This is a genomic window from Pseudomonas cichorii (assembly GCF_018343775.1).
GTDB lineage: Bacteria > Pseudomonadota > Gammaproteobacteria > Pseudomonadales > Pseudomonadaceae > Aquipseudomonas > Aquipseudomonas cichorii.
In genome coordinates this window covers 2,827,296-2,840,663 of record NZ_CP074349.1, presented here as the reverse complement: position 1 = coordinate 2,840,663, position 13,368 = coordinate 2,827,296, and the positions used below count along the sequence as shown (strand labels likewise).

General features: G+C 57.0%; 11 protein-coding genes. 4 read left to right on the top strand and 7 right to left on the bottom strand.

Annotated features, from left to right (window positions below; all coding sequences use genetic code 11):
- Window positions 1-116: 116 nt before the first annotated feature.
- The 4 genes from KGD89_RS12475 to KGD89_RS12460 form a co-directional block, all read right to left on the bottom strand.
- Entirely contained in the window at window positions 117-1,322 is a 1,206-nt protein-coding gene (locus KGD89_RS12475; RefSeq protein ID WP_025260113.1) for an amino acid deaminase, read from the bottom strand.
- 100 nt (window positions 1,323-1,422) lie between these two features.
- Window positions 1,423-1,773, bottom strand: coding sequence for a hypothetical protein (locus tag KGD89_RS26000; protein ID WP_025260112.1), 351 nt, complete (start codon window positions 1,771-1,773; stop codon window positions 1,423-1,425).
- A 54-nt stretch (window positions 1,774-1,827) separates the two neighbouring features.
- Complete coding sequence (locus KGD89_RS12465; RefSeq protein WP_025260111.1) at window positions 1,828-2,253, bottom strand: DUF3830 family protein; 426 nt, start codon at window positions 2,251-2,253, stop codon at window positions 1,828-1,830.
- A gap of 42 nt (window positions 2,254-2,295) precedes the next feature.
- Window positions 2,296-2,919 carry a glutathione S-transferase family protein gene (locus tag KGD89_RS12460; protein WP_025260110.1) on the bottom strand — a complete coding sequence of 208 codons (624 nt, stop codon included), beginning with the start codon at window positions 2,917-2,919 and terminating at the stop codon, window positions 2,296-2,298.
- Between the two features lie 176 nt (window positions 2,920-3,095).
- Between KGD89_RS12460 and KGD89_RS12455 the strand changes: the two genes are divergently transcribed.
- A complete protein-coding gene (locus KGD89_RS12455) occupies window positions 3,096-4,457 on the top strand; it encodes a hypothetical protein (protein WP_025260109.1) in 1,362 nt (453 codons plus the stop codon).
- A 145-nt stretch (window positions 4,458-4,602) separates the two neighbouring features.
- Here the strand turns inward: KGD89_RS12455 and KGD89_RS12450 are convergent, their stop codons facing one another.
- Both KGD89_RS12450 and KGD89_RS12445 read right to left on the bottom strand, forming a co-directional pair.
- Window positions 4,603-4,800, bottom strand: a complete 198-nt coding sequence (locus tag KGD89_RS12450) for a hypothetical protein (protein WP_025260108.1) — start codon at window positions 4,798-4,800, stop codon at window positions 4,603-4,605.
- 246 nt (window positions 4,801-5,046) lie between these two features.
- Complete coding sequence (locus KGD89_RS12445) at window positions 5,047-5,655, bottom strand: YajG family lipoprotein (RefSeq protein ID WP_236249440.1); 609 nt, start codon at window positions 5,653-5,655, stop codon at window positions 5,047-5,049.
- A gap of 403 nt (window positions 5,656-6,058) precedes the next feature.
- Between KGD89_RS12445 and KGD89_RS12440 the strand changes: the two genes are divergently transcribed.
- Complete coding sequence (locus KGD89_RS12440; RefSeq protein ID WP_025260106.1) at window positions 6,059-7,648, top strand: ABC-F family ATPase; 1,590 nt, start codon at window positions 6,059-6,061, stop codon at window positions 7,646-7,648.
- Between the two features lie 56 nt (window positions 7,649-7,704).
- On the opposite strand, the gene KGD89_RS12435 is transcribed toward KGD89_RS12440, so the two are convergent.
- On the bottom strand, window positions 7,705-8,835 hold the full coding sequence (locus tag KGD89_RS12435; RefSeq protein ID WP_025260105.1) for a lactonase family protein: 1,131 nt from the start codon (window positions 8,833-8,835) through the stop codon (window positions 7,705-7,707).
- Between the two features lie 154 nt (window positions 8,836-8,989).
- Between KGD89_RS12435 and KGD89_RS12430 the strand changes: the two genes are divergently transcribed.
- Window positions 8,990-10,195, top strand: a complete 1,206-nt coding sequence (locus KGD89_RS12430; RefSeq protein WP_038399853.1) for an MFS transporter — start codon at window positions 8,990-8,992, stop codon at window positions 10,193-10,195.
- A 194-nt stretch (window positions 10,196-10,389) separates the two neighbouring features.
- Entirely contained in the window at window positions 10,390-13,023 is a 2,634-nt protein-coding gene (locus KGD89_RS12425) for an autotransporter family protein (protein ID WP_025260103.1), read from the top strand.
- Window positions 13,024-13,368 lie beyond the last annotated feature (345 nt).

Genomic DNA, 13,368 nt, shown 5'->3' with positions numbered 1-13,368 from the left:
CAGAGTGAGAATCGTCGGACGCCTATGGTCGCCGGATTCGCCCACAAGCTCCAGCGAAATGCTTTCGTTTCAGGGTCTTAGGCGATCAACTGCATGCTGCACAGTTGATCGCGCCATTAAAAATATGTATCGAAGCTTTCGATGACGTTCAGGTCCTCATCAATCAGGCACCCGGAGCGCCACTTGTCGAAGGTCAGGCACGGATGAGAAGAACCGAAGGAAATGATATCGCCGATTTTCAGCTCACAGCCCGGCGCGATGGTCATGAACGCATGTTGATCCATCAAGGCTGTGACCTGGCAGGCGCTGACATCATCGCCCTTGCTGGACAAATCACCGGCCTTGTAACGCAGCAGCGGTGTAGGCAAACCAGCGTCGCAGGCGATATCGCGCTTACCCAGGGCGACCACTGCAAAACCCGGCTCAGGCAAGGATTGCACATGAGCCCAGACTTCCATGGCCGGGCGCAGCCCTTCGCTCAAGTCGGCGCGGCGATCCAGCACGCTGCACTGCGCAGCCTTGTAGATGCCGTGGTCATGCACCAAATAGCAGCCGGGACGCAGGACGCTGAGAAACCGCTGGCGCACAGCCTGAGCATCGAAGGCTTCGGCAATCAGGTCATACCAGGCCGACCCGGAAGCGGTCACGATGGGACGATCCAGGGCAAAGGCTTGCCTGTCCTGCAACTCGACGGCCAGCCGCACCAGTGACGCGGCAAAAGCCCTGATCTCTTCAATGGCCCGATCGCCATGAATCACGCCTTCGTAGCCTTCGATACCGGTCAGGGCCAAAGCCGGCTGGGCGTTGATCACCTCTGCCAGCGCCAGCACTTCCTGCTCGGTACGACAACCGCAGCGCCCGCCGGGCACGCCGTATTCGATCATGACATTCAGTCGCAGCCCGCGTGCGGCAAAGAACTCACCCAGCGCCACGGCGTTATCCGGGTGATCGACCATGCAATGAAAATCGAACAACGAATCGGCCAGCATCTCGGCGATGATCGCCATGTTGGGCGCACCTACCAACTGATTGGCCATCAATACGCGACGCACCCCGTGGGCAAAAGCGGCGCGGGTCTGCACCGCAGTGGCCAGGGTCATGCCCCAGGCACCCTCCTCCAGTTGACGACGAAACAAGGCCGGCACCATGCTGGTCTTGCCATGAGGCGCCAGCTCCGCACCGCTGTCAGTGACAAAGCCCTGCATCCAGCGAATATTGTGCTCCAGCGCCTGATTGTGAATCACCAGAGCCGGCAGACTTACATCACACAACAAGCGTTGACTCGGCTCGGCAAAGCCTTTATCGGGGACAGGGATAGGCATGGGGGCTCCGGGGGCTGGAAGTTACAAGCTGCAAGTTTCAAGCTTCAAGCAAGTTTCAAGCCGCTCACACGTGCAAGCTTCAAGCTTGCAGCTTGCCCTCTCACAAACACGTAGCAATTGCCGCAGCCCTCAGCGCGGAGTGGCTGTCACCTGCAGGCGCATAGAATTCGATATCGGTGGTCGGCCCCTTGCTGCGCACATCGGCGAAATACTTGGCCTCGGTAGTGAAAACCGTAAAACCGCCACCGGAAAGCTTGTGCAGGAATACATCGGAGGACGTGCCGAACATGGCTTCGTTCTGCCAGGACACCTGGATGCACTGAGCCACGGCCGCATCCTGTTTGCTGCTTGACAGGACTTTGGTCGGCCCGGCCGAACGGGCCGAGTCAGAGGGAGCCGCGCATCCAGCCAGCAACAGAGTGACCGCGATGATAGAAACCGGAAATTTCATGACATGCCTTCGTCGAAAAAAGCCGATTCTAGCACCGCGGCGCAGTGGTCAGCCTTAGGCCAACTCGAAAACCACATCCTGGGCACCTTCCCACAAGGTCTTGACGCCCAGTTTGCGCAGGTTTTCCTTGCCTTCAACGATGGTCAGGAAGTGATTGCCCGCGAGTTGCCCCATCTTGCTGGCAAAACAGCAGGATCCGTAAGCCAGAATGATCTCGGTTTCACTGTAACCGCCCGGATAAAACAGGATGTCACCCACCGAAGGATGGCTGGTCGCATTCTCGAAACCAATGGGTTTGTCACCGAGCATGAGCTGGTAATCGTCCAGCGGCACCCAGCACCCCTCTCCGCTCCAGCGCACATGAATGAACTTCTGCCGGTAAGGCAGCAACTTCAAGAAGGCCGCAACGGTATGCGGCGCATCGGGATTGGCCTCGGCCAGGAACTCATATCCGCCAGCGGTTATTTTTAGGGTGGTCACGACTTCGACTCCTGTTTACGAAGGGGTTCGGTGAATATCCGGTCACGGAGTTCCGTTTCTGCCATACAGCAAATAACCGGGGCGCTCGCTCAGACGCTCATAGTAAGCAGCGACTGCGGGAAACTCGGGATGGTCCAGCGGGGTTTCAAACCATCGATTGACCGAGAGGCCAACCGGGATATCGGCAAGGGTAAACGACTCGCCGGCCACATAAGCGCCAGTCAGCTCAAGCTGTCGATCCAGTATCTGCATATGCCGGGCCCAACTGCTGCTGGACGCCTTTAACGCATCTCGATCCTGAAACTCGGCCGAGCGCCTGACCAGCGACATGAACGCATAGGTCCAGGACTTGTTGAGGTCCGTTGCCTGCCAGTCTATCCATTGATCTATGCGGGCCCTGGCTCTGGGCTGGGACGGGTAGAAACCTTCATCCGGGTGAACAGACGCCAGATAGCGAATGATGGTGTTGGATTCCCACAAGACAAAGTCGTCTTCCAGAATCACGGGCACCATGGCATTGGGGTTCAAGGCCATGAACTCGGGCGTATCCGTGGCCCGAAAACCGCTTCCCCAGTCTTCCCTTTCAAAAGACCGGTCTGTTTCGGCGCATGCCCACAGCACTTTTCTGACGTTGATTGACGATGCCTTGCCGAGTATTCGCAACATTTCGAGTTCTTGACTCACAAAGGGTAGATATGACGATATCAGTTCTGTTCGGGCTCATGGGCAAACAGTCAGCACAAACCGAAAACAGGCCTTGTCTGGCTTTGACTACTGGATGACTCGTCCTGCGCCTCAGGCGCCTGTAAACTTCAGGACTCTTTCGCCAGGAAGGCTAAACCATGAAGCCGCTCGCCACGATTACAGCAACCCTTTTTCATCGCCACTACGGAGAGCGTGCGTTCAATCCGTCGACACCCGAATCAGTCAGGGATTTGACAATCATTACTTATGCAGATGCATCGAACCTGGATTCGCTTTTTCGATACTTGAACAGCACCTATCTGGCTCGAGCCATTGGCACCTCACCGCGGCTCATCATTGGCTTGGCTAACATTGATAAGGCTGCCGATAACGCTCTTCAGGAAGCCCTGAAAAAAATTACGGAGAATCTTCGCGAGGATACCCAGCTATACCTACACGCGGCATGCCACATCAAATTGCTTGCTCATGACGGCGTTGCATGGCTTGGCTCACAAAACGTCACCCGTGGAGCAGAACCCTGGTTTTCCGGCATCCGTTTCGATTGGAAGACCCATTTCAATCGAAACCATGAAGCGCTGATAAAAGTAGACCCGGCAGACTCTGAATGGATCGACGATTTGTGCGCGCGAGTGCTGGACGACCAAGCATTGTGCACTCAGGTAAAAAAGGACTCTCTACCTTCAGAGGTTGTGAGAACACTCAAACGCGCCAGTACCGTAAATAGCACAATCGAGAACATGATCGCAGGCCAACGACTGCGCGAACTTCTCGATAGCCCGCTGGAACTGGTAGATGTAGAGGGCAGCCGTCAGTCCCCGGCAGACGTTTGCCGTGCCATCCACGACATCGCCCGTGAGCACTTGCCTGACCAAAGGATGTCAGCACTTCTGGAGGAAGTTTACGGCGACAAGGACCTGGAGAACATCAAATGTAACAACACCTACGACCTTCTGGAAATATCCTCGGCGATCAGTGCAAACATTCCTGCTTGCGAGGCGTTTTTGACGGTACTGGAAGCATCACCGAGGCATGCTGACGAAACGGAAAAAGAGCTTATTGAAATCATTCAGGCGCTTGCTCACACGCATGGACTAGATGACCTTGAAGAGTTCCTGGCTCGCCAGCGATCTTCAATCATTCAGAACATAATGCAATCGCACGACGCCTCAGCCAGCTACCTGAGAGGTGCCATTGATAACGATGGAAACCTCAATGCGGAACTCCTCGATTTGCGTCTATCACAAACGAACGGCAGTTTTTGCATTCCTGCCCATTACCAGCTCGAATGGATAGATGTGGGCCCTATCCTGAAAGACCTGGACAAACACATAAACCAGCTCGTGAAACAGAACTGGATCAGAAATGTGATTGCACTAGGGCGGAATCTGGCCAATGAAATTGACCGTCTTTATGAGCGCGAACGGCAGGACCGTGAGTTCATGAGCGTGTACAACAAACTGCTGGCTGATCCGGAATCAGACCAACGATTTTACGTTTAGCGGTTGAACAGCGAGATTGATGGAAGGCTTGCAGTTCACCGCCCCAGCCTGAAGAACAAGGGCGGTGAGATTGCAAAAGAACGGCTACATGAAGAGCAAGACCGCTCCCGACAGTTAGTAAAAACAGGATCAGGCCCGAAAGGCCTCAATGCTGAAAAAGATGCTCCTTCGCAGCCTTGATACGCTTTGCCCGCTCCTTGAGAAGGCTGTCCGCCAGATCGGCCGCAGCCTCGACCGCCTGTTCGGCAGACTCGGCTTTCACAATCGTGGCACTGAGCGCGGCAGAGGCATACAGATCCCATGCCTGGATTTCATCGTTAAAGAGCGGTGGCTTGCTCGACATTGGACTACTCCTGAATGCAAAGAGCTGGAAAGGGTATCCAGCCCTTATGGCAAAAAGCGTAGGCTGCAAGACGGAATTCGCCATTGATACAGATCAGGGCGACTTTGGCTCCCGATGATCGGTACGCGCTATTCAAAGGCACACCTTAATAGATCAATGCGGCGTGTGCGGGAAGGCAGCTCATCTGTGGCTCGACAGACATCGGCTCCATAACGACCCTGCTGCCCCCTCAAGTATCAGAGATACCTAGAGCTGCTTTTTCGTCTCAAGGGCAATTTCCTTGAGACCGGATTCAGTGATTTCTTTCCAGTCGGATTCGGTCGCAGCCTGCATGTTTTCGCTCTTGCGAGTGACTACATTCATGTCCGGAGCACCTGCAGTTTCGATTCTCAGGTGAGATTTGTTGTTGACCGCAATCGATAGAAACCCAGGGGAGAACCATGACCAGAACTCCACGATATGAACGTTTACAGCAGTGGCCTCCTTGGCACTCTTGTCAGTCACGACCTCATAACCTGCATTCCTGTAGGCATCAGAGACGGCCTGGCTCACCAATTGGGACACCGTGCGACCAGAGGGAAGCACTACATCGCCCATCGCCATTCCATAACCATTACGCTTGCGGCCAACAGCACGCTCAGTGATGGATTTGTCAGTGATTTCATCATCTTTCAATGACGGGATATCAGCACTGCGCGGATTGATTTTGAAAACACGTTCATCAACGGCACTGATCAGAACCTTCTTGCCATTGGACGTCGTCGTTTTCTGAGCGGTATCGAGGGGAGCAAACTTCACATCGACTTCCGAGCGCCCCATTGCACAGCCCGTCAGCAAACCCAGTGCAACTACCATTGCCGCTATCCGAAAACCCATCGCTATAACCACTCCTTTTCGCCGTCATTGGCCTGACCGAATATCGGTCGGGAAAATTCTAAGCGAAAACCCGTCAGAAGCGATGCTCAAAAAAATCAAAGTGCCATCACTGAATAGTCTTTAACCTGCATTCATGCAGACGTCGGCAGCAGAAAGCCACGCATTCATTACCCGCCACCGTACAACTACCGCCCCACCTATGCGACAATGCGCGCCAAAGTCTGGCATGAACCCCGCATTCATATTCCGGCAACCCGTCTCTGACAGGCTGGTTGCTATCGACGTATGCCTCGCTGGAACCACTCAAGCTCCGACTGGAGCGAGCCGCCCTATTGGGTACGGCTCACATCGGCATTTCCCAAGTTATTGATAGGTAAGGCAATTGATCTCCACCGCGAATATAACCATGCAGTTCGGCCCCAAACCCTTGTTCGAGAATGTCTCGGTCAAGTTTGGTGCCGGTAACCGTTACGGCCTGATCGGCGCCAACGGCTGCGGCAAATCCACGTTCATGAAGATTCTGGGCGGTGACCTGGAGCCTTCGGGTGGCCAGGTCATGCTGGAACCGAACGTGCGCCTGGGTAAATTGCGCCAGGATCAGTTCGCCTACGAGGAATTCACCGTTCTCGACACCGTGATCATGGGTCACGAAGAGCTGTGGAAGGTCAAGGCCGAGCGCGACCGTATCTACTCGCTGCCGGAAATGACCGAAGACGACGGCATGGCCGTTGCCGAGCTGGAAACCGAGTTCGCGGAAATGGACGGCTACACCGCCGAGTCCCGTGCCGGCGAGCTGTTGCTGGGCCTGGGGATCGGCATCGAGCAGCACAATGGCCCGATGAGCGAAGTTTCGCCGGGCTGGAAACTGCGCGTCCTGCTGGCTCAGGCGCTGTTTTCCGATCCTGAAGTGCTGTTGCTCGACGAACCGACCAACCACCTGGACATCAACACTATCCGCTGGCTGGAAAACGTTCTGACCCAGCGTAACAGCCTGATGATCATCATCTCTCACGACCGTCACTTCCTGAACAGCGTGTGCACCCACATGGCTGACCTGGATTACGGCGAACTGCGTCTGTTCCCGGGCAACTACGACGAGTACATGACCGTGGCGACCCAGTCCCGCGAGCAGTTGCTGGCCGACAACGCCAAGAAGAAAGCACAGATTTCCGAGCTGCAGTCGTTCGTCAGCCGCTTCTCGGCCAACGCCTCGAAAGCCAAGCAGGCCACTTCCCGCGCCAAGCAGATCGACAAGATCCAGCTAGCCGAGGTCAAGCCTTCCAGCCGTGTCAGCCCGTTCATTCGCTTCGAGCAGACCAAGAAGCTGCACCGTCAGGCCGTTGTGGTCGAGCACATGGCCAAAGGGTTCGATGGCAATATTCTGTTCAAGGATTTCAGCTTCACGGTCGAAGCCGGCGAGCGCGTGGCGATCATCGGCCCGAACGGTATCGGCAAGACCACCTTGCTGCGTACTCTGGTCAACGACCTGACGCCGGATGCCGGTTCGATCAAGTGGACCGAATCCGCAGAAATCGGCTATTACGCTCAGGACCACGCCCACGACTTCGAAGACGACAGCACCCTGTTCGACTGGATGGGCCAGTGGACCCAGGGCGGCGAACAGCTGGTTCGTGGCACCCTGGGCCGCATGCTGTTCTCCAACGACGAGATCCTCAAGTCGGTCAAGGTCATTTCCGGTGGTGAGCAAGGCCGTATGCTGTTCGGCAAGCTGATCCTGCAGAAGCCGAACGTGCTGGTGATGGACGAACCGACCAACCACCTGGACATGGAATCCATCGAGGCCCTGAACCTGGCGCTGGAAAACTATCCGGGGACGCTGATTTTCGTCAGCCATGACCGGGAGTTCGTATCCTCGCTGGCCACCCGCATCATCGAACTCAGCCCGAGCGGCGTGATCGACTTCAGCGGCACCTACGATGACTACCTGCGCAGCCAGGGTGTAGTGATCTAAAACGCCTGCCGCGAATGAGTCCGCTCCTTGAAGCGGATTCATTCGTGAACCGGGTATTACGTGCCAGGCTGCTCCAGCATCTCGATCCACAGCGCACCTTTACCCGACGGTGCTTCGCTGACCCGCTTCAAGGCGCCCTCTGCGCCAATCGAATAACTGCCCACCACCTCGCTCTTCTCTCCCGTCACCAGCAGCCAGTGTCCGTCGGGTGAGACTGCGATATTGCGTGGCTGCTTCTCCTGAACCGCGTAGTTCTCAAGATAGGTCAGCTTGCCGCTCGAAGGCTCGACCTTGAAAGTCGATACGCTGCTGGATGTACGCTCGCTGATAAACAGCAGCTTGCCATCCGGCGCCATGCGGATATCGGCCGCCCAGATGCGCGGAGTCGGGTCGTCCTTGAGGTCGTTGTTGCGGGCGTCGCGCACCTCGCCATGGGCAAGTTTCAGGCGCTCCGGGATACCGGCAGCCTGAGTCACCTGGGTCAGCGCACCGGTTTTGTCATCGATCGCAAAGCCGGTCACGGTGCCGCTCATTTCTCCCACTACATACAGGAATTTGCCGTCCGGCGAGAAAGCCAGATGGCGTGGACCGGTCTTGTCTGCAACGGTGACGTAGCCCGTCCCTATCGGCGCAAGTGTGCCGTCCTTTTCCAGGCGGTATTGCAGGACGTGATCGACGCCCAGGTTACCGGCATACACGAAGCGGTTGCTCGGGTCTGTGCGTACCGAATGCGCATGCAAGCCGGTCTTGTAGGTCTGAATGCTGTCGCTTGGGCGCTGCTGGGCATCGATGGGCTGGACACTCAGCAAGTCGCCGCCATAGGAGGCCCCCATCAGGAATCGACCGCTGCGGTCAGTGGACAGGTAAGCCAGGCTCTCGGCCAGCGGCCCCTGAGATATCTGCTTGAGGTGCCCCGTTCCCGGCTCGACGCCAAAGCTGACAACCTGATAAGGCTTGGCACGCAAGGCGGCAAACAGTGTCTTGCCATCCGCAGAGAGTGCCATGGGATTGACCTGATCGCCCGCATTGGTCTGCTCGATCAGGCTCAGTGCTCCGCTTTTCGCGTCAAGCCGGTACTGGGAAATGAGCCCGTCCGCAGGACTGGAGATGTAGGCGAAAGTCGCTGCGTGAGCAGACAGACCGAACGAGCAGGAAACCGCAGCCGCCAACAGGAGATTTCTTTTCATGCCGCACCTTTTGTTATTGTGTTTGTGGTCAGTCATCCTATGACTAGTCACGAATAACAGCAATACGCCCCACCGGATTGTTAGCAAGCTTTCATTTGTGCCGTTACCGGGCCATGATGACTGCATTCCAACCGCCTGCCAGCGAACGAGTCCGATGCCTGCCGCCTCAAGTCAACAACCCTCAGCGCAGCCCAGCTCCATGACGATCACGCTGCAGATCGTTTCCATCGTTTTCTATACCTTCATCGCCTTCCTGTGCATCGGTCTGCCGATTGCCGTGCTGCCCGGCTATGTGCATGACCAGCTCGGCTTCAGCGCCGTGGTCGCCGGATTGACCATCGGCTCTCAATACCTGGCCACCCTGCTCAGCCGCCCTTTTGCAGGCCGGGTGACGGACAATATGGGCAGCAAACGCGCCATCGTTCTTGGCCTGTGCGGGATAGCGATCAGTGGTGTCCTGACGCTGGTCGCCACGCTGCTGGAAAGCATCCCGCTGGCCAGCCTGTGGATTCTGATCGTGGCGCGTCTGTTTCTCGGCGTCTCCCAGGGCATGATCGGGGTCGGCACCATCAGTTGGTGCATTGGCAAGGTCGGCGCAGAACATACGGCGCGCTCGATCTCCTGGAATGGCATCGCGTCCTATGGCGCCATTGCCATCGGCGCGCCAGTCGGGGTCGTAGTGATCGATCACACAGGATTCAACAGCCTGGGCATTGCCTTGATCACCATGGCGGCCCTGGCATTGCTGATGATCCGCAAGAAGCCATCGGTGCCAGTGATTGCCGGCGAGCGCCTGCCCTACTGGTCGGTGTTCGGGCGTATCGCGCCCTATGGCCTTGGGCTGACACTCTCTTCCATCGGCTACGGCACCCTGACGACGTTTATCACCCTGTTCTATATCAGTCGTGGTTGGGAAGGTGCTGCCTGGTGCCTGAGCGTGTTCGGGGTGTGCTTCATCCTTGCGCGGCTGCTCTTTATCGGTGCCATCAATCGTTTGGGGGGCTTCACTGCGGCGATGCTGTGCATGGCGGTGGAAACCGTCGGGCTGGTCATGCTGTGGCTTTCTCCCAACACCGGCTTTGCCCTGGCAGGCGCGGGCCTTACCGGCCTGGGGCTGTCGCTGGTGTATCCGGCATTGGGTGTGGAGGCCATCAAGCAAGTCCCCACCACCAGTCGTGGCGCAGGCTTGAGCGCCTATGCGGTGTTCTTCGACCTGGCACTGGCGATTGCCGGCCCCGTAATGGGCTTCATTGCTCTGGGTCAGGGCTATGGCTGGATTTTCTTTTATGCCTCTTTGCTGTCGATCATCGCCCTGGCGCTGACGTTCTGGTTATCACGCCGCCCTCAAGCAGGCACCTGAACCTGTTTTCGCACGAAACCTGATGCCGCCGGTCGGTCAACTAATTGACGCATCCCGCAATCGGATCTTGACTTGTTTCTGCTAGCCATTGATCAGGCTTATAAAACCCCTTCATGGATGTCACTTGCGTGGTAGCCAGGCCAGCATTGAAACCATGAACCGCCTCCCTGACCACGTGTTCAGAGAGAGCAGTCATGAAAATCAACCACCGGTTACTCCTGCGCTTCATCGCTCGAATCCTTCCCCTGGCTGTACTGACCCTCTTCATCTCCCCCAACGCTCATGGTGCCTGCGATCTCGCCGCCACCATCACCAACGAGATACAGGTCTGTGACAGCGGCAGCAGCGGTCCCTTGAACAAACCAGGCGGTAATAACACGCTGATATTCCCTGCAGGAGGTACGGGTTCGATTAACGGCAGCGTCACCTATGGGCCAGGAAGCGACAGGGTCGAGATGAATTCCGGCAACATCACCGGCAGCGTCAATCAGGGCGCGGGGCCGGATCAGTTTCGCATCACGGCAGGAAACATCACAGGCGATGTCAATCAGGGTGCCGACCGTGACGATTTCTTCATGAGTGGCGGCACCCTGCGCTCGCTGACTCAAGGCGATGGCCTGGACACCTTTCTCATGACCGGCGGCACGATCAGTAGCGCCTTCGAGGATGGCGATCAGGCCAGAATGACCGGCGGTACCATAGGCCGCGTGGACATGAAACTGGATGACAATACCTTCGACATGTCAGGCGGAACCATCGTCAATAATCTGGTGGCCGGATTTGGCCGAGACACCATTATTGTATCGGGCGGCAGTATTGGGGGGCTGGTGAGCATCAGCGGTGGCAACGACCGGATTACCGTCAGTGGCGGCGAGATTCGCGGCGGGATACGCACCAGCTTTGGCAATGACACGTTCACCTGGCTCAATAGCGGCTACATACGCGGCAGCGTTTTGATGGAAAGCGACAATGACAGCGCAACACTGCGCAATCTGGATGAAAACCATCTGGGGCCAAACCCTCTGCTCAATGGCGGCGCAGGCACGGATCTACTGACCTTCGACGCAACCACCTCCGCCAAACCCGAACGCTATGCCAATTGGGAAACGGTCAATCTCGGTAACGGCTCACAACTGGACCTGGCAGGCATTTTCACACTGGGAGACAGCGTCAGCGGAACCGGGGTCATGAATGTCGATGCCAGCAGTACCCTGACATCCGTATCGGGCAGCATTTCACCCTTTACCAGCAGCGGCCTGGTCATACTCAATAATGCCGGTACTCTGGACATGAGCACCGGCAGTGCCAGCGACACACTCACGATCAATGGCAATTACGTGGGCAGCAACGGACAACTGTTGCTGCAATCGGTGCTGGGCGGTGACAACTCGCCCAGTGACAAGCTGGTGGTTTCCCGGGGAGCGATCAGCGGTACGACCCAGATCGCAGTCAACAATCTGGGAGGTACCGGAGCCTTGACCCTGCAGAACGGGATCGAGGTGGTACAGGCCGCCAATGGTGCAACCAGCGATAACTCGGCCTTCTCCCTGAAAAATTCATTGTCGGTCGGTGCCTATCAGTACTATCTGTTCAAGGGCGGCGCGACTGCAGACTCGGAGAACAGCTGGTTTCTGCGCTCTTCGGTGATTTCCGCACCTCTGGCGGCCATGCCTGTGCCCGAAGAGCCTGCCGCAGAACCACCCACTCCGACACCACCCTCGACACCCGTTCCTCCTGTAGCCCCGGCGCCAACGCCAGTCCCCACACCGACAAATCCCACACAGCCAACCGTGCAACCGGCCATCGCCCAGCCCATTCCGGCTCCGGGCACCCCGCCGCTTCCCGAACCGGTGCGTGGCGCTGCACCGGTTCCCTTGTATCGCCTGGAAGTGCCGAATTACGCTGTGGTGACGCCAGCGGTCGCAACACTGGCCCTGTCTTCACTGGGCACCTTCCATGAGCGTCAGGGCGACCAGAACCTGCTGACCGAAACCGGCGTATTGCCTGCTGGCTGGGCACGCCTGTTTGGCAATGACTTCAGGCAGGACTGGTCGGGCACCGTGGCTCCAAGCCTGGATGCATCGCTCAAGGGTTATCAGATCGGCCACGACTTGCTGGCGCTGCAAAACGGCGACGGGCGCACCCAGCGGGTCGGCCTGTTCGTGGCTCACACGCGCATGGACGGCCACGTCAAAGGCTTTGCCGAAGGCTTCAAGGATCGCCGGACCGGCAAACTGAAAATCCAGGGCGATAGCCTGGGCCTGTACTGGACCCTGATAGACCCGAAAGGCTGGTATGTGGATACCGTGGCGATGGGTACGCGGGTGGATGGCTCTACCCGCTCGCAACGTGGCATTCGCATGGACACTGAAGGCGATGCCCTGAGTCTTTCCATCGAGGCAGGTTATCCGATTGAGCTGAACCCGGACTGGGTCATCGAGCCCCAGGCACAAGTGATCCACCAGCGTATCGATCTTGATAGCCAGGACGATGGCATTTCCCATGTCGCCTTCGATTCACAGCCCTACACCAGCGCACGCCTTGGCGGGCGACTTGAAGGGCGCTATCAGGTGCGCGGTATTCCGGTCGAACCATTTTTGCAAGGCAACCTGTGGCACAACTTTGACGGCTCGGACACCCTGACCTTCGATCACAGCGACCGGATCAAGACTGAACACAAAGCCACCACGGCGGATCTGGGAGTGGGTCTGACAGCCAGATTGTCACGTGAAATCAGCCTTTACCTCAGCGCCGATTACAGCAGCAATCTGGATGACAATGACCTGGATGGGTTGCGGGGGAATCTAGGGGTCAGAGTGAGTTGGTAGGAGATCACCCGCCGCCTCGGCGCCGCGCTGTCGCTCTGTCGCGCAGCAAACAGGCGCAGGTGTTTCCAGATTCATGGTTCGGCTTGAGGCCGCCTTGCGCCTTTACGGCGCGTCACTTTGGTTTCGGCCAAAGCTTTTGCCGAAACAAAAGGGGGCCGCCGTAAAGGCGGAACCAGTAGGGCCAGCACATGCCGATAATGGATATGTACGCCGGATAACATTTTTACCCTACATAAAATACGTTCTAGTTCATGGTATTGCGTCTTTTTTGATGAGAGCGAATTCATTCGCGAGGCGGTATTTAAGACGATACATTTTTTCGGATGTATCGGTCTCTCGCGAATG